10 protein-coding genes and 1 tRNA gene are annotated in these 25,559 nt (G+C 72.5%); 9 read left to right on the top strand and 2 right to left on the bottom strand.

Annotated elements, in window-relative coordinates; all coding sequences use genetic code 11:
* Window positions 1-8 precede the first annotated feature (8 nt).
* From sbnA to VFZ92_RS40840, 8 genes are all read left to right on the top strand, one after another.
* Window positions 9-1,013, top strand: coding sequence for a 2,3-diaminopropionate biosynthesis protein SbnA (gene sbnA / locus VFZ92_RS40875; protein WP_330883303.1), 1,005 nt, complete (start codon window positions 9-11; stop codon window positions 1,011-1,013).
* Window positions 1,013-15,925 carry an amino acid adenylation domain-containing protein gene (locus VFZ92_RS40870; RefSeq protein WP_330883301.1) on the top strand — a complete coding sequence of 4,971 codons (14,913 nt, stop codon included), beginning with the start codon at window positions 1,013-1,015 and terminating at the stop codon, window positions 15,923-15,925. The genes sbnA and VFZ92_RS40870 overlap by 1 nt, the downstream gene beginning before the upstream one ends.
* Complete coding sequence (locus VFZ92_RS40865) at window positions 15,922-16,794, top strand: ABC transporter permease (RefSeq protein WP_330883299.1); 873 nt, start codon at window positions 15,922-15,924, stop codon at window positions 16,792-16,794. Before VFZ92_RS40870 ends, VFZ92_RS40865 begins: the two co-directional genes overlap by 4 nt.
* A gap of 24 nt (window positions 16,795-16,818) precedes the next feature.
* Window positions 16,819-18,036 carry a cytochrome P450 gene (locus VFZ92_RS40860; RefSeq protein ID WP_330883297.1) on the top strand — a complete coding sequence of 406 codons (1,218 nt, stop codon included), beginning with the start codon at window positions 16,819-16,821 and terminating at the stop codon, window positions 18,034-18,036.
* 114 nt (window positions 18,037-18,150) lie between these two features.
* Complete coding sequence (locus tag VFZ92_RS40855) at window positions 18,151-18,369, top strand: MbtH family protein (RefSeq protein WP_330883295.1); 219 nt, start codon at window positions 18,151-18,153, stop codon at window positions 18,367-18,369.
* Window positions 18,370-18,400: 31 nt separating this feature from the next.
* Entirely contained in the window at window positions 18,401-19,342 is a 942-nt protein-coding gene (locus VFZ92_RS40850; protein ID WP_330883292.1) for an ATP-binding cassette domain-containing protein, read from the top strand.
* 155 nt (window positions 19,343-19,497) lie between these two features.
* Complete coding sequence (locus VFZ92_RS40845; RefSeq protein WP_330883290.1) at window positions 19,498-20,772, top strand: cation:proton antiporter; 1,275 nt, start codon at window positions 19,498-19,500, stop codon at window positions 20,770-20,772.
* Complete coding sequence (locus VFZ92_RS40840) at window positions 20,769-21,284, top strand: flavin reductase family protein (protein WP_330883287.1); 516 nt, start codon at window positions 20,769-20,771, stop codon at window positions 21,282-21,284. Before VFZ92_RS40845 ends, VFZ92_RS40840 begins: the two co-directional genes overlap by 4 nt.
* A gap of 166 nt (window positions 21,285-21,450) precedes the next feature.
* Here the strand turns inward: VFZ92_RS40840 and VFZ92_RS40835 are convergent, their stop codons facing one another.
* Together VFZ92_RS40835 and VFZ92_RS40830 are read right to left on the bottom strand one after the other, a co-directional pair.
* Window positions 21,451-22,089, bottom strand: a complete 639-nt coding sequence (locus tag VFZ92_RS40835) for a GTP pyrophosphokinase family protein (RefSeq protein WP_330883285.1) — start codon at window positions 22,087-22,089, stop codon at window positions 21,451-21,453.
* Window positions 22,090-22,996: 907 nt separating this feature from the next.
* Window positions 22,997-23,083, bottom strand: a tRNA-Ser gene (locus VFZ92_RS40830).
* Window positions 23,084-24,051: 968 nt separating this feature from the next.
* On the opposite strand from VFZ92_RS40830, the gene VFZ92_RS40825 reads away from it, so the two are divergent.
* Entirely contained in the window at window positions 24,052-25,557 is a 1,506-nt protein-coding gene (locus VFZ92_RS40825) for an acyltransferase domain-containing protein (RefSeq protein ID WP_330883283.1), read from the top strand.
* Window positions 25,558-25,559: the final 2 nt, after the last annotated feature.

Below are 25,559 nucleotides of genomic sequence, written 5' to 3'. Positions count from 1 at the left end.
GTCGGTTCATGCCAGTCATATCCACGCCGCAAGAGTTCAACGTGGACGATCTGTACGTCGACCTCAGGACGCTGTCCGGGCACCCGTTGTACCTCAAGTGCGAGGGCTTCAACTTCGCCGGGTCCATCAAGCTCAAGGCCGCCACCGAGATGGTCGCCACCGCCGTGCGCACCGGCGTGCTCCGACCGGGCGACACGCTGGTCGAGAGCTCGTCGGGCAACCTCGGCGTCGCGCTCAGCCTGGTGGCCGCGAGCCAGGGCTACGGTTTCCTGTGCGTCACGGACACGCGGTGCACGCTCGGCGCGCGGCAGCTGATGCAGTCGCTCGGCACGCAGGTGCACGTCGTCACCGAGCCGCACCCCGAGGAGGGGCTGCTCGGCGCGCGCATCCGCTACGTCGAGCGGATGCGCCGCGAGCGGGGCTACGTCTGGCTCAACCAGTACGCCAACCCCGGCAACGCGATGGCGCACTACCTCACCACCGGGCCGGAGATCCTCAAGAGCTTCCCCGAGGTCGAGGTGCTGTTCATCGGCGCGGGCAGCACGGGCACGCTCATGGGCTGCTCGCGCTACTTCCGCGAGAACCGCCCGTCGGTGCGGATCGTCGCCATCGACAGCGTCGGCTCCGTGACCTTCGGGACCCCGGCCCAGCCGCGGATGCTGCCCGGCCTCGGCACGAGCGTCCGGCCGCCGCTGCTCGACGAGTCCATCGTGGACGAGGTCGTGCACGTCGCCGAGATCGACACCGTGCGGGCGTGCCGGACGCTGGTGCGCCACGGCTTCCTGTTCGGCGGATCGACCGGCACGGTCATCAGCGGCGCGATGGACTGGCTCGCCCGCAACGCACCCGGCGACGACCTGTCGGCCGTCGCCATCTCGCCCGACCTCGGCGACCGGTACCTGGACACCATCTACCACGACCAGTGGATCGCCGACATCTACGGCGCCGAAGTGCTGGCGGAGAACGGTTCCCGGCTCCCGGCGCCCCCGACGGCCACCACGAGGAGCACCTGATGACCGCAGCGGCGAGCTTGCCACTGTCCGCCGGTCAGGCGGAGATCTGGTTCGACGAGAAGTTCCACGGACGCGGGGTCGCGTACAACTCCGCGGGCTACCTGGACATCCGGGGTCCGCTGGACGCGCCCGCGTTCCGCGCGGCCGTGCGGCGGCTGATCGTCGAGGCCGAGTGCGCCCGCACCCGCTACGTCGAGGTGGACGGCGAACCGCGCCAGGTCGTCGAGCCGATGGCCGAGGTGCCCATCGCGGAGCTGCGGCTGGACGAGGCCGAGGCCGTCGAGTGGATGGCGGCCGACCTGGCCACGCCGTTCACGCTGGACGACTTCCCGATGTTCCGGATCGCGGTCGTGGAGCTGGCCCCGGACCGGCACTTCTTCTACATGTGCATCCACCACCTGCTGTGCGACGGGTACAGCCAGGTCGTGTACTGGCGCAGGCTCGCCGAGCTCTACCAGGCGCTGGTGGAGGGCCGGTCGACCGCCGAGGGGACGCTGCCGCCGCTCAAGGAGCTGCTGGACGCGGAGAAGGCCTACACCGACTCGGTGTGGTTCCAGCGCGACCGCGACTTCTGGGCCGCCCGCTTCGACCAGGTGCCGGACCTGCCGAGCCTGTCGCAGCGCGAGCAGACCGCCACCGCCGTGCGCGGCTTCCTCCGCCGCACGACCGCGGTCCCCGCCGGGACGGCCGCCGCGCTGCGCGAGCTGGCGTCGAAGTCCGCGTCGACCTGGCCCGCCGTGGTCCTGTCCGCGGTCGGCGTCTACACCCAGCGGATGACCGGCGTCGGCGACGTGCTGCTCACGCTGCCCGCCACCGCCCGCATGGGTGCCACGATGCGCGCGATCCCCGGCATGATCGCGAACTACCTGCCGCTGCGCGTCCAGGTCCGCCCGGACGCGACGAAGGCCGAGCTGCTCAAGCGGACCTCGCGCGAACTGGCCCAGGTGCTCAAGCACCAGCGGTACCGGGTCAGCCGCATCCGCCGGGAGATGGGTCTGTCCTCGGAGGACCGCCGCCCGTTCGGGCCGTTCGTCAACATCCTGCCGCAGCAGACGACGTTCGCGCTCGGCGCGTGCGACGTCGAGGTCAACAACCTGTCGACCGGGCTCATCGAAGACCTGATGATCACCGTCGTGGACGCGCCCGACGGCGGCGCCGAGATCCACGTCAACGGCAACCCCGAGCTGTACACCGCGCAGGAGGTCGAGGACCACCTGCACCGGTTCGCCGAGTTCCTGGTCACCTTCGCCACCGTCGCCGACGACGTGCCGCTGGGCCGCGTCGACGTGGTCAGCGCGACCGAGCGCGCGGGCTGGCTGGACGAGGGCACCGGCGCGTTCACCGAGGGCGCGGACGCCGACGTCGTGGAGACCGTGCGCGCGCTGGCCGCCCGCTACCCCGACGCGGTCGCGATCGTCGAGGACGACGTCAGCACCACCTACGGCTCGCTCGTCGGCCGCGCCAGCGCGCTGTCCCGCCGCGTGCCCGCGGCGCTGGTCGGCGTCCTGGGCGCCCCCGGCACCGGGTTCGTCTCCGCCGTGCTCGGCGTGATCGGCGCGGGCGGCGCCTACGTGCCGCTGGACACGCGCGCCCCGGTGCGGCGCAGCGCCGACCTGCTGACCGACAACGGGATCCGCCACCTCGTGGTCGACGCCGCGCACCGCGCGCTCGCCGAGGAGATCACCCGCGCGGCCGGTCACGCCGTGGACGTCGTCGTGCTGGACGACGCCGAGGACGCGCTCGACGCGCTCGCGCCCGCGGTGGGCCTGCCGGACGACCTGGCCTACGTGATCTTCACGTCCGGCTCGACCGGCAAGCCCAAGGGCGCGATGGTGCACCGGCGCGGCATGGTGAACCACCTGCTCGCCAAGGTCGACGACCTCGCCCTCACGGCGGCGGACTCCCTGGTGCAGAACGCCCCGCTCACGTTCGACATCTCCGTGTGGCAGATGCTGGCGCCGCTGGTGGTCGGCGGCCGGGTGCGCGTGGTGACGCGCGAGACCGCGGCCGACCCGGACGCGCTGTTCGGCCTGGTGGCCGAGGAGTCCGTGACGGTGCTGGAGGTCGTCCCGTCGCTGCTGCGCGCCGCGCTGGACGCGTGGGACGTCGTCGGCGACCGGCCGCGGCTGCCCTCGCTGCGCCGCCTGGTGGTCACGGGCGAGGCGCTGCCGCCGGACCTGTGCCTGCGCTGGTTCGCCCGGTTCCCGACGATCCCGCTGGTGAACGCCTACGGGCCCACCGAGTGCTCCGACGACGTCACGCACGCGACGATCACCGTGGACGACGCCGTCGCGACCGCGCGCGTGCCCATCGGGCGCGCGGTGCGGGGCACGCGGCTGTACGTGCTGGGCGACGACCTCGGGCCCGTGCCGCCCGGCGTCCCCGGCGAGCTCTACGTGGGCGGTCTCGGGGTGGGGCGCGGCTACCTGCGCGACCCGGCCAGGACGTCGACCACGTTCGTGCCCGATCCCTTCGCGGGCACCGGTCTCCGGATGTACCGCACCGGGGACCGGGTGGTCCGCAGGGAGGACGGGCAGTTGGAGTTCGTGGAACGCCGCGACCACCAGGTGAAGGTGCGCGGCCACCGGATCGAGCTGGGAGAGGTCGAGGCGGCGCTGCGCGCCCTGCCGCACGTCGGCGACGCGGCCGTCGCGGTCGTGACCGACCCGGTCGGCAGCAAGCGGCTCATCGGCTACCTGGTCTCCGACAACGGGACCCCGGTCGACACCGACGACGTGCGCGCCCGGCTCACGGGCGTGCTGCCGGAGTACATGGTGCCCTCCACGCTGCTCGTGCTGGACGCGATGCCGCTGACCCCGCACGGCAAGGTGGACCGCAAGGCCCTGCCGGAGCCGGACTTCTCCGCGGGCCCGCGCGGTCGCACCGCCCGCAGCTCCGAGGAACGGGTGCTGTGCGAGGTCATGGCCGAGGTCCTCGGCCTGCCCGAGGTCGGCGTGGAGGACAGCTTCTTCGCGCTCGGCGGCGACAGCATCAGCTCCATCCAGGTCGTCAGCCGCGCCCGCCGCGCCGGTCTGCTGATCACCTCGCGGGACGTGCTGCGCCACCGGTCCCCGTCCGCCATCGCGACGATCGCCCGTCCGGTCGGCGCCCAGGTGGTCGCGGTCGCCGACGGCGTCGGCGAGGTCGAGCTGACCCCGATCGCGCACCAGCTGCGCGAGGACCTGGAGTCGCTGACCGACCGCACCCGCCAGTACAGCCAGTACGTCGTGGTGCGGGTGCCCGCGAACCGCGAGGTGCTCACCACCGCGCTCCAGGCCGTCGTGGACCACCACGACGTGCTGCGGGCGAAGCTCTCCGTGCCGGTGGACGGCCTGTGGTCCCTGGAGACCCTGCCGGTCGGCTCGGTGACCGTGGAGATCGCCGAGGCGTCCGACGTGGACAGCGCCGTCGCCGCCGCCAGGCAGGGCCTCGCGCCCGAGGAGGGCCGGGTCGTGCGGGCCGCGCTGGTCGGCGACCGGCTGGTCCTGGTCGTGCACCACCTCGTGGTCGACGGCGTCTCGTGGCGCATCATCGTGCCCGACCTCCAGGCGGCCACCGACGCCGTCACCGCGGGCCGCCCGGTCGCGCTCGACCCGGTCGGCACGTCCTACCGCCGCTGGTCGAAGGCGCTGTCGGAGAACGCCCGCGCCGCGGCCCGCACCCGCGAGCTGCCGCTGTGGACCGCCCAGGTCAAGCCGGTCGACCCGCCGCTGGGCGCGCGTCCGCTCGACCCGGAGCTGGACACCTACGGCACGGCGCGGTCGCTGCGCCTGGTGCTGCCCACCGCGACGACCACCGCGCTGCTGACCACCGTGCCCACCGCGTTCCACGGCGAGATCAACGACGTGCTGCTCGCGGGACTCGCCCTGGCCGTGGCGCGCTGGCGGCGCACGCGGCTGGGAGCGGACGACTCCGGCGTGCTGGTCGAGGTCGAGGGCCACGGCCGCGAGCAGGTCGCCGACGACCTGGACCTCTCCCGCACGGTCGGCTGGTTCACCAGCGTGTTCCCGCTGCGCGTCGACCCCGGTGACGCCACCGGGGGAGCGGCGGTCAAGCGCGTCAAGGAGCAGCTCCGCGCCCTGCCGGACCGCGGTCTCGGCTTCGGCCTGCTGCGCCACCTCAACCCGCAGACCGTCGGCGCGCTCGCCCGCTTCGGCGTGCCGCAGATCGGCTTCAACTACCTGGGCCGGTTCGCCGCGGGAGGCACGTCGGCGCAGTGGTCGCTCGACGGCGGCGAGTCCGTCGTCGGCACGGGCGTCAGCCCGGACATGCCGCTGCGGCACGTCCTCGCGGTCACCCCCGTCACCGAGGACCGCCCCGAGGGCCCGCGCCTGGTCGCCGACTGGCTGTGGGCGGGAGACCTGCTCGCCGAGTCCGATGTGGACGAGATCGCGCGGTCGTGGTTCGAGGTGCTGGAGTCGTTCGTCGGCGCCACCGGCGGGCACAGCCCGTCGGACTTCCCGCTCGTCTCGCTCACCGAGGCCGAGGTCGAGGACTTCGAGAGCGCGGGCGGCGTGGACGACGTGCTGCCGCTCTCGGCGTTGCAGAAGGGCCTGCTCTTCCAGGCCGAGTACGACAAGCAGGGCAGCGACGTCTACACCCTCCAGGCGGTCGTGGACGTGGAGGGCCCGCTGGACGTGGCCGCGTTCCGCGCCGCCGCCGAGGCGCTGGTGCGGCGGCACCCGGCCCTCCGCGCGTCCTTCCGGTCGCGCCCGGCGGGCGACGCCGTGCAGGTCATCCGGTCGTCGGTGACGCTGCCCTGGCAGGAGGTCGACCTCACCGGCATGGCCGACGAGGACGCCGTCGCCGAGCTGGCGCGGCTGACCGACGCCGACTGGGCGAGCCGGTTCGACATGACCGAGCCGCCGCTGGTGCGGTTCACCGCCGTGCGCGTGGGCACCGAGCGGTTCCGCCTGCTCTGGGCGGTGCACCACATCCTGGTCGACGGCTGGTCGATGCCGATCTTCGCCCGCGAGCTGTTCACGCTGTGCGCCAACGGCGCCGACACCGCGGCGCTCCCGCCCGTCCCGCCCTACCGCGACTACCTGGCCTGGCTGGGCGCGCAGGACGTCGACGCCGCCCGCGCCGCCTGGTCGGCCGCGTTCGACGGCTTCGCCGAGGCCGCCAAGCTCGGTCCGGCCGACCGCGAGCGCGTGTCCGACGTGCCGGAGTCGTTCGTCGTCGACCTGCCCGAGGACGTCACCCACCGGCTGTCGTCGTGGGCGAGGGCCCGCGGGTTGACGCTGAACACGGTCATGCAGGGCTGCTGGGCCGTGCTGCTCGGACGGCTCACCGGCAAGCGCGACGTGGCGTTCGGCGCGGTCAGCTCCGGCCGTCCCGCCGAACTGCCCGGCATGGAGTCGATGGTCGGCCTGTTCCTCAACACGCTGCCGGTGCGGGTGGCGCTCGACCCGACGGCGTCGCTGGCCGACCTGCTGGCGAAGCTCCAGGAGGACCAGTTCGACCTGGCCCCGCACCACCACCTCGGCCTGGCCGAGGTGCAGCAGCTGGTCGGGATCGGCGAGCTGTTCGACACCGTCGTCAGCTTCCACAACTACCCGCACGACGTGGACGACCTGAGCGACCTGATCCCCGGCGTCCGCGTCCTGGGAGCCGACGGCCGGTTGGTCGCCGAGTACCCGTTCGGGCTGATGGTCTACCCCGGCAAGCGCTTGCGGCTGCTCGCGCAGTACCGCTCCGACTCGTTCGACCAGCCCACCGTGGAATCCATCGTGGACCGGTTCCGGCGCCTGCTGACCTCGCTGGTGACCGAGCCGGACGTGCCGCTCGCGCGGCTCGACCTGCTGGCCGCCGACGAGCGCGCGCTGATCCTGGGCGAGTGGGCGGGCGCGCCCGCGCCGATCGCGCCGCAGGTCGTGCCCGAGGTGTTCGAGGCCCGCGCCTGCGCCGCACCGAACGCGGTCGCGGCCGTGTTCGAGGGGACGAGCCTGTCCTACGCCGGGCTGAACACCCGCGCGAACCAGCTCGCCCGGCTGCTCATCGGCCGGGGCGTCGGACCGGAGCACGTGGTGGCGCTGGCCATGCCGCGCTCGCTGGAGGCGCTCGTGGCCGTGCTCGCGGTGCTCAAGGCAGGCGCGGCGTACCTGCCGATCGACGCCAAGTACCCGGCCGACCGCGTCGACTACATGGTCGCCGACGCGAACCCGTCGGTGCTGCTGTCCACCACGGCGGTGGCCGACGGACTGACGGTGACCGGCGCGCCGGTGCTCGCGATCGACGCCCCCGACCTGGTCGCGGAGCTGGACGCGCTGCCGTCGCACGACGTGACGGACCCGGAGCGGCGGGAACCGCTGAGCCAGGGCCACCCGGCGTACGTCATCTACACCTCCGGCTCGACCGGCAGGCCCAAGGGCGTCGTGGTCGACCACCGCGGGTTCGTCGCGATGGCGGCGAGCCTGATCGAGAAGTTCGAGATCACGCCGGACACCAACGTCCTCCAGTTCGCCTCCTACAGCTTCGACGCCACCGTCTGGGAGTTCGCGCTCCCGCTGCTGGCAGGCGGCACGGTCGTGGTGGCGGGCGACGAGGCCCGCGCGCCCGGTCAGCCGCTGGTCGACCTGATCACCGACAACGGCGTCACGCTGGCCGCGCTGCCGCCGGTCGTCGCGGGCGGTCTGGCCGAGGGCACGGTGCTGCCCGACGACCTGGTGATCGTGGTCGCGGGCGAGGCCTGCCCGCCGGAGGTCGTGGCCCGCTGGTCGGCCACGCACCGGATGTTCAACGGCTACGGCCCGACCGAGTCCGTGATCGCCGCGACCGTCGGCGGCCCGCTCTCGGGCGGGGGACGGCCGCCGATCGGCACGCCGACCTCGGCGCACCGCGTGTACGTGCTGGACTCCGTGCTCCAGCCCGTTCCCGCGGGTGTGGTCGGCGACCTGTACGTCAGCGGCGGCCTGGCCCGCGGCTACCTCAACCGGCCGGGGCTCACGGGCGAGCGGTTCGTCGCCGACCCGTTCTCCGGCCACGGCGAACGCATGTACCGCACCGGCGACCTGGTGCGCTGGCACGCCGACGGGCAGCTCGACTACGTCGGCCGCGCCGACGACCAGGTCCAGCTGCGCGGGTTCCGCATCGAGCTGGGCGAGATCGAGTCGGCGCTGGTGTCGCACGGCGCGGTCGCGCAGGCCGTCGCGGTCGTCCGCGAGGACCCGACCGGTGACAAGCGCCTGGTCGCCTACGTCGTGGTGGACGAGGGCACGACCGTGCCCGTCGGCCTGCGCGAGCTGCTGGTCGAGTCGCTGCCGGAGTACATGGTCCCGTCCGCGATCGTGGTGCTGGAGCAGATCCCGCTGACCTCGCAGGGCAAGGTGGACCGCAGGGCGCTGCCCGAGCCCGACTTCGCGGGCCAGGGCCGTGGCCGCGGCCCGCGAACGCCGGTCGAGGACATCCTCTGCGGCATCTTCGCCGACGTGCTCGACCTGCCGCAGGTCGGCATCGACGACGACTTCTTCGCGCTGGGCGGGCACTCCCTGCTCGCCACCCGCGTGATCAGCCGCGCCCGCGCCGCGCTCGGCGTGGAGCTGCCGATCCGCGCGCTGTTCGAGACCCGCACGGTGGCCGGTGTCGCCGAGCAGGTGCACAGCGTCGCGGGCGTCGGACGTCCCGCGCTGGTTCCGGCCGAGCGGTCCGAGGACGGCGTGGTGCCGCTGTCGTTCGCGCAGCAGCGCCTGTGGTTCCTCGACCGCTTGGAGGAGGGCTCCAGCGGCACCTACAACGTGCCGCTGGCCGTGCGCCTGGTCGGCGACCTGGACGTGGACGCCCTGCGCCTCGCGCTGCACGACCTGGTGGTGCGCCACGAGATCCTGCGCTCGGTGTTCCCCGACGTGGAGGGCGAGCCGTTCCAGCGGGTGCTGGACGCCCCGGAGGGCTACCCGGAGCTGCCGCTCAAGCGGCTGTCCGAGGCGAAGCTGCCGGACGCGATGACGGCGGAGGCCGACCTGGCGTTCGACCTCGCGGTGGAACCCGTGCTGCGGTCGCGGCTGTTCTCCGTCTCGCCGACGGAGCACGTGCTGCTGCTGGTGATCCACCACATCGCGTTCGACGGCTGGTCGATCGCGCCGCTGGTCGGCGACCTCGGCACGGCCTACCAGGCCCGCAGCACCGGCCAGGCGCCCGAGTGGGAGCCGCTGCCCGTGCAGTACGCGGACTACGCGGTGTGGCAGAAGGAGCTCCTCGGCAGCGACGACGACCCGGACAGCCTGCTGGCCCACCAGCTCGCGTACTGGACCGGCGCGCTGGCCGACCTGCCGGAGGAGCTGGAGCTTCCGACCGACTTCCCGCGCCCCGCCGTCAGCTCCTACGACGGCGACGAGCTGGAGTTCGCCGTCGACCCCGAGCTGTACCGGGCGCTGGTGGCGCTGGCGCGCGACTCCGGGGCGAGCATCTTCATGCTCTTCCAGGCCGCGCTGTCCGCCCTGCTCACGAAGTTGGGCGCGGGCACGGACATCCCGCTCGGCAGCCCCACCGCGGGCCGCGCCGACGAGGAGCTGGGCGAGCTGGTCGGGTTCTTCGTCAACACGCTGGTCATGCGCACCGACACCAGCGGCGACCCGACGTTCCGCGACCTGGTGCACCGCGTCCGCGACACGAACCTGGCCGCCTACCAGCACCAGGACGTGCCGTTCGAGCACCTCGTGGACGCGCTGAACCCGGTGCGCTCGCTCAACCGGCAGCCGCTGTTCCAGGTCATGCTCACCCTCCAGACCAGTGAGGACGCGCCGCTGCTGCTGCCCGGCCTGACCGGCCGGGTCGAGCCGGTGCGGTCGCTGCGGTCGAAGTTCGACCTGACCGTTCTGCTGGAGGAGCAGTACGCCGACGGCCTGCCCGCCGGGATGCGCGGGGTCGTCGAGTACAGCACCGACCTGTTCACCAGGGCGTCGGCGGAGCGGGTGGCGCGGCGGCTGGTCGCGTTCCTGCGGACCGTCGTCGCCGACCCGAACACGCGGCTGAGCCGGGTGGACGTGCTGGAGGACGGCGAGCACGCCGAGCTGCTGGCCATCGGCACCGGCGACGTGAAGCCCGAGGTGTACGAGGGCGTGGTGGAACGGGTGCGCGGGTTCGCACTGTCCACTCCGGACGCCGTCGCCGTCGTGGACGACCACGCTCGGGTGACCTACGCCGAACTGGTCGGCCGGGCGAGCGCGCTGTCCCGCCGGGTCCCCGGCTCCGACCTGTCGGCCGTCCTGGCCTCGCCGGGCATCGGGTTCGTCACCGCCGTGCTCGGCGTGCTGGGCGCGGGCGGCGGCTACGTGCCGCTGGACGTGGCCGCGCCGGTGGCGCGGATCGCCGCGCTGCTGACCGACAGCGGCGCCACGCGCCTGGTCGTGGACGACGCGCACCGCGAACTGGCCGCGGAGATCGCGGACGCGGCCGGGGTCGAGGTGGTCGTGCTCGACGACGCCGTGGACACCGAGCTGGCCCCCGCTCTCGGCGCGCCGGACGACCTGGCGTACGTGATCTTCACGTCCGGGTCGACCGGCAAGCCCAAGGGCGCGATGGTGCACCGCGCGGGCATGGTCAACCACCTGCTGTGCAAGGTGGAGGACCTGGAGGTGACCGCCGCGGACAAGCTGGTGCACAACGCGCCGGTCACGTTCGACATCTCCGTCTGGCAGATGCTCACGACCCTGCTCGTCGGCGGCACCACCCGTGTCGTCGGCCGCGACACGGCCGTGGACCCCGACCTGCTGTTCGCCACGATCCCCACCGAGGGCGTGACGGTCCTGGAGGTCGTGCCGTCGCTGCTGCGCGCGGCGCTGGACTCCTGGGACGTCACCGGCGAGGCGCCGGAACTGCCCGGCCTCAAGTGGCTGGTCGTCACGGGCGAGGCGCTGCCGCCCGACCTGTGCGGCCGGTGGTTCCAGCGGTTCCCGGACATCGCGCTGGTCAACGCCTACGGGCCCACCGAGTGCTCGGACGACGTCACGCACGCGGTGATCACCAAGGACGACGAGCTGGGCGGGGCACGCGTGCCGATCGGCCGGCCCGTGCGCAACACCCGGCTGTACGTGCTCGGTGACGACCTCCGTCCCGTGCCCGCCGGTGTGGCCGGTGAGCTGTACGTCGGCGGCGCGGGCGTCGGCCGCGGCTACCTGGGCGACCGCACCAAGACCGCGCTGGCGTTCACCGCCGACCCGTTCGGCGAGCCCGGCGCGCGGATGTACCGCACGGGCGACCGCGTGGTGCTGCGCCCCGACGGCCAGCTGGAGTTCCTGGAGCGCCGCGACCACCAGGTCAAGATCCGCGGGCACCGCATCGAGCTGGGCGAGGTCGAGGCCGCGCTGCGGTCGGCCGACGTCGTCGGCGACGCGGCGGTCGCGGTCAGCTCCGACCAGGGCGGCCACCAGCGGCTCGTCGGGTACGTCGTCCCGGCTCCCGGTGACGACGGCCTCGACCTCGCCGTGGTGCGCAAGCACCTCGCCGGGTCGCTGCCGGAGTACATGGTGCCGTCCGCGCTGGTCGTGCTCGACGTCCTGCCGCTGACCCCCAACGGCAAGGTGGACCGCAAGGCGCTGCCCGCCGCGGACTTCGCGGCCCAGCCGCGGGCCGTGCGCGGACCGCGCACCCCGGTCGAGGAGATCCTCTGCGGCGTGTTCGCCGAGGTGCTCGGCGCCACCGAGGTCGGTGTGGAGGACGACTTCTTCGACCTGGGCGGGCACTCGCTGCTCGCCACGCGGGTCGTCAGCCGCGTCCGGACCGTCCTGGACGTCGAACTCCCCGTGCGGGCGCTGTTCGAGGCCCGCACGGTCGCCGGGCTGGCGAAGCTGGTCGAGGGCGCCGAGGGCGCCCGGCCCGCGCTCGTGGCCAGGGAGCGCGACGGCGACGAAGGTCTGCCGCTGTCCTACGCCCAGCGCCGCCTGTGGTTCCTCAACCGGATGGAGGAGGAGTCCACCGGCACCTACAACATCCCCCTCGCGGTCCGGCTGACCGGGGACCTGGACGTGGGGGCGCTGACCGCCGCGCTCGGCGACGTGGTGGCGCGCAACGAGATCCTGCGCACGGTGTTCCCGGACGTCGACGGCGTGCCCTACCAGGAGGTGCTGGCCCAGGCCCCCACCGAGCTGGCCGTGCGCCGCGTGGCCGAGGCCGACCTGTTCGACACCGTGGCCGCCGAGGTCGACAGCGGCTTCGACCTCGGTTCGGACACCGCGATGCGGGCGCACCTGTTCGTGCTCGACGAGCGCGACCACGTGCTGCTGCTGGTGTTCCACCACATCGCGTTCGACGGCTGGTCGACCGCGCCGCTGGCCCGCGACCTGGCCACCGCGTACGAGGCCCGCCACGCGGGCCGGGCCCCGCAGTGGGCGCCGCTCGTGGCGCAGTACGCCGACTACGCGGTGTGGCAGCGCGAGTGGCTCGGCTCGGAGACCGACCCGGACAGCGTGCTGTCCGCGCAGCTGGCCTACTGGACCGACGCGCTCGCCGGGCTGCCCGAGGAGCTGGAGCTGCCGACGGACTTCCCCCGTCCGGCGATCAGCAGCTACGACGGCGACGTGCGCCAGTTCGCGGTCCCCGCGGACCTGCACGCCGGCGTGGTGGCACTGGCGCGCGAGACCGGCGCCAGCGTGTTCATGGTCGTGCAGGCCGCGGTCTCGGCGCTGCTCACCAAGCTGGGCGCGGGCACGGACATCCCGCTGGGCAGCCCGATCGCGGGCCGCACCGACGAGGCGCTGCACGACCTGATCGGCTTCTTCGTCAACACCCTGGTGCTGCGCACGGACACGGCGGGCGACCCGACGTTCCGCCAGCTGCTGCACCGCGTCCGGGAGGCCGACCTCGGGGCGTACGCGCACCAGGACCTGCCGTTCGAGGCGCTGGTGGAGGCGGTCAACCCGACCCGGTCGCTGTCGCGGCACCCGCTGTTCCAGGTGATGCTGTCGTTCCAGAACAACGACGAGCCCGCCGACGCGATGCCGGGGCTGGAGAGCGGCGTCGTGCCGATGAAGGCGACGCGCTCCAAGTTCGACCTGGAGTTCGAGCTGGTCGAGCAGCACGACGACGGCACGCCCTCGGGCATGGACGGCGTGCTGGCCTACCGCACCGACCTGTTCACCGCGCACACCGTGGACGAGATCGGCGAACGCCTGGTGCGCCTGCTGCGCGCCGTCGTGACGAACCCGGACGCCGCGCTGAGCGAGGTGGACGTGCTCAGCGTCGCCGAGCGGCACCGCATCCTGGTGGAGTGGAACGACACCGGCCGCGCGCTCAGCGCGTTCGTGCTGCCGGACCTGATCTCCACCACGGCGACGGGCACGCCGAACGCCACCGCGGTCGTCGCGGGCGACGTGGCGCTGACCTACCGGCAGCTCACCGCGCGGGCCAACCGGCTGGCGCGCGAGCTGATCGCCAGGGGAGCGGGACCGGAGCGGGTCGTCGCCATCGCGCTGACACGGGGCGCCGACCTGATCGTGGCGGCGCTCGCGGTCCTCAAGTCCGGCGCCGCGTACCTGCCGATCGACCTGGACCACCCGGCCGACCGGGTGCGGTTCATGCTCGACGACGCCGAGCCGGTGCTGGTGATCACCGACGAGACCGCGGCCGACCGGGTCCCCGAGCTGGCGGGCACGCCGAGCTTCGTGCTCGGCGGCGCTGAGGCCGAGCGGGCGCTGCGCAAGCGCGGCGGTGCGGTCGACGTGACCGACGCCGACCGGAGCGAGGTCCTGGCGCCCACGCACCCCGCGTACGTCATGTACACCTCGGGCTCCACGGGCAGGCCGAAGGGCGTCGTCGTCCCGCACGGCGCGCTGGCCAACCTGATCACGGACATGTGCGGCAGGCTGTCGATGACGAAGGCCGACCGGCTGCTCGCGGTCACCACGTTCGGCTTCGACATCTCCAACCTGGAGATCTTCGTGCCGCTGGTGGCGGGCGCGAAGCTGATCGTCGCCGACCGCGACACCGTGCGGGACCCGATCGCGCTGGGCGAGCTGATGGTGTCCAGCCGCACGTCGGTCATGCAGGCCACGCCGAGCCTGTGGCAGGCGCTGGTGGGCACCACGCCGGAGTCGCTGCGGCGGGTCCGGGTCGTCATCACCGGCGGCGAGGCGCTCAGCGAGTCGCTGGCCGACGCGCTGCGGGCCGCGGCGCACGAGGTGCGCAACATGTACGGGCCGACCGAGACCACCATCTGGTCCACCGTCTCCAACGTGGACCAGGCCGGGACCGGCACGCCGACGATCGGCAGGCCCATCAGCAACACCAGCGTGTACGTGCTGGACGGCGCCCTGTGCCCGGTGCCGCCGAACGTGCCCGGCGAGCTGTACATCGCCGGTGACGGGCTGGCGCGCGGGTACCTCAACCGCACCGACCTGACGTCCGAGCGGTTCCTGGCGAACCCGTTCGGCGAGCCGGGCTCCCGGATGTACCGCACGGGCGACGTGGTCCGCTGGGACCGCCACGGCGAGATCGAGTTCCTGGGCCGCAAGGACCACCAGGTCAAGGTGCGCGGCCACCGGATCGAGCTGGGCGAGATCGAGGCCGCGCTGCGGGCCGAGGAGGCCGTGGTCGACGCCGTGGTCACCGTCGGCACGGACGCGGGCGGGCACAAGCGGCTCGTCGGGTACCTGCTGGTACCGGGCAGCGGCGAGCCGCTCGCGGACGGCGGCGGGATCGACACGGCCGAGGTCAAGAGGTCGCTCGGCGTCGCGCTGCCGGAGTACATGGTGCCCGCCGCGCTGGTCGTGCTGCCCGCGTTCCCGCTGACCCCCAACGGGAAGGTGGACCGCAAGGCGCTGCCGGAACCGGACTTCGGCGCCCGGACGCCGACCCGCGAGCCGGAGTCGGCCGCGGAGCACCTGCTGGTCGAGGTGTTCGGCGACGTGCTCGGCGTCGACGGCGTCCGCATCGACGACGACTTCTTCGAGCTGGGCGGGCACTCGCTGCTCGCGACCGGTGTCGTCAGCCGGGCCCGCAAGGCCGGTCTGCGGCTCACCATCGCGGACGTGTTCGTGCACAAGACCGTGCGGGCGCTCGCGGCGGCGGCCCAGGTCGAGCCGGACCCGGACGCCGCGTCCGGTGCGGCCTCGATGGCCCGCGCGCTGCACGAGATCGAGGAGCTGGACCAGGAGGACCCGTTCGCCACCGTCCTGCCGATCAGGCCGACCGGTGACCGCACGCCGTTCTTCTTCATCCACAGCGGGTTGGGCTCAGCCCTGCCGTACGTGGGGCTGGCCGGGCACGTCGACGAGCGGCACCCGATCTACGGCGTCCAGTCGCCGAGCGTCGGGCGGATGGCCCCGCTGCCGACGTCGATGGAGGAGGTGGCCGAGCTGTACGTCGGCCACATCAAGGAGGTGCGCCCCGAGGGGCCGTACAACCTGCTCGGCTGGTCGTTCGGCGGTGTGCTGGCGCAGGAGATCGCGGTCCGGCTCCAGGCCGCGGGCGACACCGTCGAGATGCTGGTCAACCTCGACGGCTACCCGCACCGGCCCGGCCACGACGACGAGGACGTGGACGACCGCGAGCAGCTGGTGCGGGTCATGGAGGTCATCGGCCACGACCGGGCCGAGTTCGACGGCCGTGAGCTGACCGCTCGGGACGTGGTCGAGGTGCTCCGCCGCGACCGCAACCCCCTGGCGGAGCTGGGGGAGGAGCGGCTGCTCGCGATGCTGGCCGTGGTGCGCAACCACGCGAAGCTCGTCGAGCGCTTCACCCCCTCGCGCTACACCGGTGCGATGCGGCTGTTCGCGGCCGTGGAGGACCTGACCGAGGCCGAGGTCGGCGAACTGGCCGCCGCCTGGGCACCCCACGTCGACGGGCCGGTCGAGCTGCACCCCGTCCACTGTGGACACGAGTACATGATGCACCCCGAACCGCAGGCGCTGATCGGCGCGGCTGTCGCGGCGGACCTCCGCCGGGTGCTCGAATCCGAGATCGGAGATGGGGAATCGTGAGCACCACGGCCGTCGTCGGCGACGACAACCAGCAGCTGGAACCCGAACGCGGCGAACCGGTGCGGCCCTCCAGGCCCGCCGGACCGCTGGCGACGCTCACCGAGGTGCTCGCCATCGGCGGGCGCCGGATGCGCCGCCTCAAGCGCAACCCCGGCAGGCTCGTCGGCATCACCCTCAACCCGCTGGTCACGATGATCGCCCTGGGCTACCTGTTCCAGAGCGCCATCGAGATCCCCGGCAGCAACAACTACATGGAGTTCATCTTCGCCGGTGTCGCGGCGCAGGTCGGGCTGGCCAGCATCGGCCCGACCGCCGTCGCGGTGTGCCTCGACCTCCAGGGCGGGCTGATCGACCGGTTCCGGTCGCTGCCGATCTCCCGGTCGGCGGTGCTGGTCGGGCACACGCTGGCCGACCTGGTGATCACCATGATCGGCCTGGTGATCGTGGTCGCGGCGGGCTTCCTGTTCGGCTGGCGCACGCACAACGACCCCCTGTCCGTGCTCGCCGGGTTCGCGCTGCTCGCGGTGTTCATGTACACGATGCTCTGGGTCGGCGTGCTGCTCGGCATGGTGTCGAAGAACGTGGAGACCATCGAGTCGGTCTCCGGCATCGTCGCCGTCGTCTTCTCCTTCATGTCCAACGGCTTCCTGTCCGTGGACAAGCTGCCCGGCTGGATCCGCCCGATCGCCGAGTGGAACCCGGTCAGCGCCGTCATCACCGCCCTGCGGCACCTGTGGGGCAACCCCGTCACGGTGTCGCCGAGCTTCCCGTCCGAGCACCCGGCGGCCGTCATCGCCATCTCGCTCGGCCTGCTGTTCCTGGTGACCACCGTGCTCAGCGTCCGCCGCTACCGCACCGCCTCCGCGTGACCCCCCTGCTGAAGGACTGAAGAGATGACCGCACCCGAGCGGACCGTCGACGCCACGTCACTCGACCTGGCCGACCCGCAGACCTACGTCGACCACGACCCGGTCTGGCTGTGGCGGGAGATCCGCGAACGCAGCCCGATGCACTGGAACGAGCCGAAGAACGGCGTGCCCGGCTTCTGGGCCGTCACCCGCTACGCCGACGTCGTCTCGGTGTACAAGGACACGAAGAACTTCACCTCCGAACGCGGCAACGTGCTGTCCACGCTGCTCCAGGGCCACGACTCCGCGGCGGGCAAGATGCTCGCCGTCACCGACGGCGCGCACCACCGGGCCGTGCGGAACCTGATGCTCAAGTCGTTCTCGCCCCGGCTGCTCGACCACGTGGCCGAGCTGGTCCGGCAGCGCACCCGCGACCTGTTCGCCGGTGTCGTCGGCACGGGCCGGTTCGACTTCGCCTCCGACGTCGCCGACAACATCCCCATCAACACCATCGGCGACCTGATGGACGTGCCCCAGGCCGACCGGCAGCAGCTCGTGGAGTGGAACAACAAGACCCTCGCGCGGCACAGCTCCGAGGACGGCGAGATGGAGGAGTGGCTGGCGCGCAACGAGATCCTGATGTACTTCGGGAGCCTCGCCGAGCAGCGCCGCCGCAACCCCGGCGACGACGTCGTGTCCGCGCTGGCCACCGGCCTGGTCGAGGGCAAGCCGCTGCCCGACGACGAGATCGTCTTCAACTGCTACAGCCTCATCCTCGGCGCCGACGAGTCCAGCCGCATGTCCTCCATCGGCGCGATCCGGGCGCTCGCCGAGAACCCCGAGCAGTGGCGGGCGCTCAAGGACGGCGACGTGAGCATCGAGAGCGCCACCGAGGAGGTGCTGCGCTGGACCACTCCCGCCATGCACTTCGGCAGGCGCGCGGTCGCCGACGTGGAGATCGGCGGCGCGACGATCCGCGAGGGCGACGTCGTCACGCTGTGGAACAGCTCCGCGAACTTCGACGAGGCCGTGTTCCCCGGCGCGGAGCGGTTCGACCTGGCCCGCACGCCGAACAAGCACCTGGCGTTCGGGTTCGGCCCGCACTTCTGCCTCGGCGCGTTCCTCGGCCGGGCGCACGTCGGCGCGGTGCTGGGCTGTTTGCGCGACACCGTGTCGGACATCCGGCTGCCCGCCGAACCGACGCGCCTGTACTCCAACTTCGTCTACGGCTACAGCTCCTTGCCCGTCGAGTTGGTCCCGTAGTGCTCTGGTCCGCGCGCCGCCGTGGATCAGGAATCCGTCAGTGCCCGGTCAGCGCCCCCGGACAGCATTGGCCGAGGGGCACCGAGGAAGTTTCGAGCCAACGGGAGTGCCGAAGTGACGAACCCCTTTGACGACCAGAACGGGTCGTTCCTGGTCCTGGTCAACGACGAAGGCCAGCACTGCGTGTGGCCCTCGTTCGCCGTGGTGCCCCCCGGTTGGACCGTGGCGCTCGGTGCGGGAACCAGAGAAGCGGCCCTGTCCTACATCGAGGAGAACTGGACGGACATGCGTCCCAGGAGCCTCCGCGACCAGTCCGCCACCCGCGCGGGCTGACCCGGTTCGGTTGAGTGAACGAGGAGTGCACGTGGACGTCGCGATCCAGGTCGAAGGCCTGACGAAGCGGTACGACCAGCACCAGGCGCTGGACGGCATCGACCTGTCCGTGCGCCAGGGCTCGGTGCTGGGGCTGCTCGGCCCGAACGGCGCGGGGAAGACGACCGCCGTGCGCGTCCTCGCGACGCTGCTGGAGCCCGACGGCGGGCGGGCCATGGTGGCGGGCTACGACGTGGTGAAGCAGCCCGTCGAGGTGCGCAGGCGGATCGGGCTGGCGGGCCAGTACGCCGCCGTGGACGAGCTGCTGACCGGTCGGGAGAACCTGGTGCTGCTGGGCACGCTGCTGCACCTCGGCCGCGCGGGCGCCCGCCGCCGCGCCGCCGAGCTGCTGGAGCGGTTCGACCTGACCGAGGCGGCCGACCGGTCCGCGGAGACCTACTCCGGCGGTATGCGGCGCAGGCTCGACCTGGCGAGCTGCCTGGTCGCGGACCCGTCCGTGCTGTTCCTCGACGAGCCGACCACGGGCCTCGACCCGGCCAGCAGGCAGTCGCTGTGGACGACCGTGCGCGGGCTGGTGTCCGACGGCGTCACGGTCCTGCTGACCACGCAGTACCTGGAGGAGGCCGACTACCTCGCCGACCAGGTCGTGGTCATCAACTCCGGCAAGGTCATCGCCGACGGCACTCCCGACGAGCTCAAGCGCAAGGTCGGCCAGGAGTGGCTGGAGGTGGTGGTGGCGCTGCCGAACGCGGTCGAGACCGCGGTGCGGGTGCTCGCGCCGATCGCCGTCGACCACCCGACGTCCGACCCCGTCAAGGGCGTGGTCGCGCTCCAGCTGCGCGACGGCATGGACGGGATCGCCGCGGCCGCGGTGGCGCTCAAGGACGCGGGCGTCGAGGTGGCGGACTTCGCCATGCGCCGCCCCACTCTCGACGACGTCTTCTTCAACCTCGTGGGCCACGCGCCGAGGTAGGCCCACACCGATTTTCCGCACACTACTGGGGAGTGAGACATGTTCGACCACCCGAGGACGACCACACGACGGATCGAGAACTTCTCCGGCAGCAGAGCACTGTCGATGGTGAGGACAACCCCCCGCCGCGGTGACGCCGGTCGGGGGGGCGTCCGATGAGCACGGTGCTCCTGGGCCTGCACGTCGTCGCGGTGCTGGCGGTCGTGCTGGCCGCGGCCCTGCTGGGAAGGCTGGCGGCGCGCGCCGCGCGCCAGCCGGAGGTGATCGGCGAGATCCTGGCCGGTATGTTGATCGTCCCCGTCGTGGCGGCCGTCGCGGGCCACGGCGCCCTGGCGGAACTGCTTCCGCCGGACGTGCTCGACGTGCTGAAGCACATCGGCAAGATCGCTCTCGTGCTGTTCCTCGTGGGCGTGGCCCACGAACTGCGCCGGGGCAGCGGGAGCCTGGGGTCCCGCTCCATCGGCTGGGTGACCGTCGGCTCCTTCGTCCCCGCACTGCTCTCCGGGTTCGTGTTCGCGGCCTGGGTGCTCTGGTCGGACGACGAGTCGCTGCGCGGCGGCGCCCCCGTGGTCTCACTAGTGCTCATGATCGCCGTCGCGCTCAGCGTGACCGCGGTCCCGGTGCTCGCCCGCATCCTCGAGGACCGGGGCCTGATGACGGGCCGCAACGGCAAGCTGTCGATGGCCGCCGCCGTGTTCACCGACTCCACCGCGTGGCTGCTGCTCGTCGTCGCGCTCGGCACCGCCTCCGGCGGCTGGGGCGGGGTGGTCCGCTCGGTCGTCGTGCTCGCGATCGGTGTCGCCGTCGTCCTGCTCGGCCGGGTCGTGCTGCGCACCAGGTTGTCCGGCACCCTGGCGGCCCGATTCCCCAAGCTGGTCTCCGTGGCCGTGGCGGCCACCGCCCTCGCACTGGCGATCGAGATGGAGAACTGGGGCCTCACCGCCGTGTTCGGCGCGTTCGTCGTCGGGCTCGCCATGCCCAACGGCGAGGACGCGCACCGCTGGGAGGAGATCACCGAGCCGGTCGCCTCGCTCGGCCGCCTGTTCGTGCCGGTGTTCTTCGTCGTCGCGGGCATGGGCCTGTTCGCCACCCCCACCGCGTCGCTGCCGTGGCTCGCGGCCGTGCTGGCCACCGTCCTCGCCATCGCGGGCAAGGTCGGCGGGAGCTACGCGGGCGCCCGGCTCGGCGGCGAGAGCCGCCGCGACTCGATCACCATCGGCGTCATGATGAACACCAGGGGTCTCACCGAGATCGTGGTGCTCCAGGCCGGTTACAGCGCCGGGCTGCTGTCGCCGGGCCTGTTCCTGGCACTCGTGATCATGGCCCTGGTCACCACGGGCCTCACCGGGCCGCTGCTGTCGCTCATCGACCTGCGCGCCCGCCGCACGGCGCCGCAGCCGGTCCTGGAACCGCTAGGTGGCACGCAATGACGCAATCACCTGCCCAGTCGCTGTCCGACCTCCCCGTCGCCGACTTCCGGTCGCTGATGTCGCGGTTCCCGACCGGTGTCGCCGTGGTCACCACCACCGGTGACGACGGCTCCCCGCGCGGCATGACCGTGTCGTCGGTGTGCAGCGTGACCCTGTCCCCGCCCACCCTGCTGGTGTGCCTGCGCACCGGCAGCCCGACGTTGCAGGCGATCATCGACCGGTCGACCTTCACGGTGAACTTCCTGCACGGCCGCGCGCAGACCGTGGCCGAGCTGTTCGCCTCGGGAGCCCCGGACCGCTTCGACCTCATCCCGTGGGAGATGCCGCCCGCGGCGGGCGGCCCGCACCTGCACCAGGACGCCCACTCCACCGCGGACTGCCGGGTGAGCCGCACCGAGCACGTCGGCGACCACGTCGTCGTGTTCGGCGAGGTCTTCGCGGTCTCCGAACGCCACGAGCACGGACCGCTCGTGTACGGCCTGCGGGAGTACCTCTCCTGGCCGGGCCGGTGACCGACCCCCGGTCGCGTCGCTGACGGCGGACCCGCGGAGGCGACCCCCGAGCCTCCGCGGGTCCGCCGTCACCCGGCCGGACCCGCGCCCCGGACCACCGCTCGTCGGGCCAGCGGGTCGCGCCGCCCGCCCCGCGGACGTGGAGGTGGTCGCGCAGGACCGGGGTTCAGCCGTCGCCGTGCACGCGCTGGTGCAGCGACTCCATCCGGGCGTCGAGCTGGGCGGCGATGAGCGCCGTGCTGGTCAGCTCGTCGACGAAGTCCGACGGCGCCTGCTCGTCGAACTTGTAGAACAGCTTGTGCTCCAGCGTCGCCCAGAAGTCCATCGCGATGGTCCGCACCTGGACCTCGACCTTCACGTGCTCCACCCGGTTGGACAGGAACACCGGGATGCGCACGATCAGGTGAAGACTGCGGTACCCGTTCGGCTTGGGGTTCGCGATGTAGTCCTTCGACCGCAGGACCTCCACGTCGTGCTGGCGGCGCAGCATCGCCTCGACGCGGTAGACGTCCGACACGAACGGGCACACCACGCGCACGCCCGCGACGTCGTGCAGGTGCTCGGCGATCAGCTCGGGCTCGGGCGGCAGACCCTTGCGGCGGAGCTTCTCGATGATCGCTTCGGGTCGCTTGATCCGGTTCGTGATGTGCTCGATGGGGTCGTGCTGGTGGACGAAGTCGAACTCCTCGCTCAGAATGCGCAGCTTCGTCATCAGCTCGTCGATCGCGAACTTGTACACCAGCAGGTGCTGCCCGAGGTCGACGGAGACGGGCTCGACCACCCTCACCCGCACGCCGTTGTCCATGCGTCAAGCCTACCGGCGATCTTGGTCTAGACCATCACGTGACCTGCGGCTTACGCCCACCGCACGACACGCCGGGCCCGCCCCGCCCCACACCGAAGACCCGCTCGGCAGACCGACCGGTCGGGGTGCGCGGCCGCAGGCGGCGCGTGCCCGACCCGGCCCGCGCTGGGTGCGGACGGAAGCGCTGAACGTGCCCCGCCCGCTGCACCCGGCCTGCGCCCCCGGCGGGCTGTGCACGGCCTGCCCCCGGCTGCTGCACCTGGTTCGCGCCGCCGCCCGCCGCACCTGGCCCGAGCCCCTCACCCTTCGGCGGGCTCCGGCCCGCGCCCCGCCCCGCCCCGCATCGCCCCGCACCGCACCGCACCGCTCGACGCGGTCCCGGTCGCGCTGAGCACCCGCCGAGCGCTGGAACACGCGCTTGCACCGCGTCGGTGAACGCGGCTCCCGGCCGCACGGTGCACCTGGCGGGTTCCGGTTCGTGCCCGTGCCGCGGTCTCGGCCCTACCGCGCCTCGGCCTGCTCGTGCCCGCGCCGCGTTGGTCGACGCGGCCCCGGGCCGCGCTCGGCGGGCGCGAGCCCGCCGAGCGCGGCCTTCGGGCGAGTGCGGTCGGGTCGTGTCGGTGGGCGCGGTGGTCGGTCGGGCGGCGTGGGGTGCCTGCTCGGCGGTCGGCGGCCTGCCCGCGCGGACCCGCCCACCGCGGTCGGGCGGCAGGGGGTGCCGGTCGTGGGGCGTGGGCGGATGTCCGGGGTCGTGTGCACGTGATCACCTGTCGTGGGTGTGGGGTCCGGGGTCGGACCGCGCCTACGGGGCGCTGAACCGCGATTACCAGCGTGGGTGGTGGCGGTGACCCCTCTCCTGCTACCGGACCCGGTGCCGCGTGCCATCACACGCGGCACCGGGGCTCGGTGGAGGGTGCGGGATTCGAACCCGCGTTCGGTTGTTACCGATCCCGCCTTAGCAAGGCGGTGCCTTGAGCCGCTCGGCCAACCCTCCGGAAAAAGAGGTCGTCGAATTCACGGAATGTGATTCCGCGAGTGTTCAGTCAAAAAGAGCCGCTCGATCGCACTCGGCGAACGGCGGCTCCGCGTGGTGGCGGTCAAGCCGTCAGCAGGCGGAACCTTCGCTGGTCAGGGCCTTGTGGACGCGTCGGCCGAGGTGTGGGCACTCGGCCGTCAGCGGACGGCGGCCGAGGTGTGAATGGTCGGTGGGGCGACCCGCACCCCATCCCTGCATGTCCGTCATCCGGTCCTCCAGGAAGCTGTTGACCATCACTATCCCGCGCATTTCGCGCGAGTGTCAATTGTTTTGCGCGGATTCGTGACCTGGACCGCCACCCCTGCCCCGACCCCTGTCGTCCCCCGGTGATGGGTGACGGCGTTTCAGGGGGTGGGCGGTCGGGGGCGCGGAACGGGCAGTCGTCGTATCCATCCGCGAGCCCCCGGCGAACGTCGCCGAGGCGGGGCTGAACCGTCCGACCGGACCGGCGACTCGGGGGGAACCACGACCTGAACCGGTTCGGCGGCCCGCGCGCCGCCCGGCACCGCGACGAGTCGTGCGCGGATCGTGACGTTCCCATTCGGCCCGCCGCAAACCCGCCGGTGGGGGCCGGTGCGCCGGTCGTCGCGCCGGGCGCTTGCTCCGAAGAGTCCAGCGGCGCTGTTCCGCGGGGGTGATCCGGGTCGCAATCGGCCGCCCGGAACGGCCCGGTTTTCGTAGAGTATAAATCTTCTTTTTCGTAACCTTGTTATAAGACTAAGGGGGCAATACCACCACGTCCGGGGGGCCGCTGGACGCGTAGGGGTCTCATTGATATATAGCATTTGCCTTAGGGGGAGACCAGGGGGCTTGAGAATCCAAGTGGCGCTGCTAGGATTTCGTCGCCGGCCCTGGTTCGGCTTTCACCGCACATTAGGCAATGAGCCCGGCGGTCCGGGTGGTGCACGATCCGAAGGGCGAGGTCGATGGCTGAAGGAAAAGTGGTCCTGCTCTTCCCTGGGCAGGGCGCTTTCGATGGTGAGCTGCTCCGCGCGGCTCACCGGGAACATCCCGAGGTCGCGCAGGTCTTCACCGCGGTCGACCGGGTCGCCGAGGAGATGTTCGGCCGCCCGCTTTCGCCCGTCGTGTTCGGCGCCCGGTCGGTCGACATCGCGGACCTGCTCCGCGACGACCCCTGGGTGTCTCAATTCGCGATCTACGCGAGCGACGTCGCGGCGCACCTCGTGCTCGCAGCCCAGGGCCTGCGGCCGGACGTCCTCATGGGCCACAGCCTCGGCGAGATCGCCGCGCTCGTCGCCGCGGGCGCCTACTCCGTGGAGGACGGGGCGCGGATCGTCGCCCACCGGGTGCTGGCCGTGGAAGCCGTCTCGCCGGACGGGTACCTCGTCGCGCTGAGCACGCCGCGCACGCGCGCGCAACTGCTCGTGGACCTGGTCGGCGACCCCTTCGTCGCGGTCGCCGCGGAGAACGACGACCGCCAGGTCGTCGTCAGCGGCGCGTCGGCCGGGATGGACACGCTCCAGGTCGTCGCCCGCCACCTCGGCATCGGCTCCGTGCGGCTCAACTCGCCGTTCCCGTTCCACTCGCCGGTGCTGCGCCCGGCGGTCGCCGAGTTCGCCGACCGCATCCGCGGACTGCCCCGGCACCGCATGGACGTGCGGGTTTACTCCCCGATCCTGCGCCGCTACTACGGCGACGAGGACGTGCTGGCCGACCTGCTGGCCGGTCACCTCGTCCAGCCGGTCGCGTTCGCCGACGGCCTGCGCCGCGTGCACGCCGACGGCGGCCGGGTGTTCGTGGAGGCCGGTGCGCTGACCGCGCTGACCAAGCTCGTCACGGCGGTCGTGCCCAACGACACGACCTCGCTGTCGACCCTCGCCCGTGGGCGGGACGACGTCCTCGCCCTCACCGGGACGGTCGCCGCGCTGCGCGCGAGCGGCCTGCTGAAGGGGGAGTCGGTCCGCCGCCTCGCCGAGACCCTGGCCCCCGGTGTCGACCCCGCCGTGTTCGCCGCGTTCTGGGCCGAGAGCCGCGGCGAGATCGTCGACCTCGTGGCCGACCGGCTGGAGGCGTTCACGTCCGGGCGCGCCCCCGTCGCGCCGCCCGCGCCGATCCGGCTCGTGCCGCTGCCGGTCGAGCCGCCGGAGCCCCAGGTGGTCAAACTGGCCGCCGTGCCCAGCGCGCAGGTCGACCGCGAGGACCTGTTGCTGGAGGTCCGGGCGGTTTACGCCACAGCGTTGGAATACCCCGAAGAGGTGTTCACCGACGACGTCCTCCTGGAGGCGGAACTCGGTGTCGACTCCGTGAAGCAAATCGAGTTGATGACCCGCGTCGCGACCCGCTACGGCATTTCCGAGCAGGCACGGGGAGTTCGACTCGCCGACTACGACACGATGGGCAAGGTCGTCGACTTCGTGCACGCCGCCATCGTGGAAGGCCACCTCGATTACCCCGTTGCCGCCACCAAGTAACG

The sequence above is a fragment of the Umezawaea sp. genome, assembly GCF_036375055.1.
Classification (GTDB): domain Bacteria; phylum Actinomycetota; class Actinomycetes; order Mycobacteriales; family Pseudonocardiaceae; genus Umezawaea.
The sequence above is the reverse complement of the archived record's forward strand: the minus strand, read 5'-3'. Positions and strand labels throughout refer to the sequence as shown.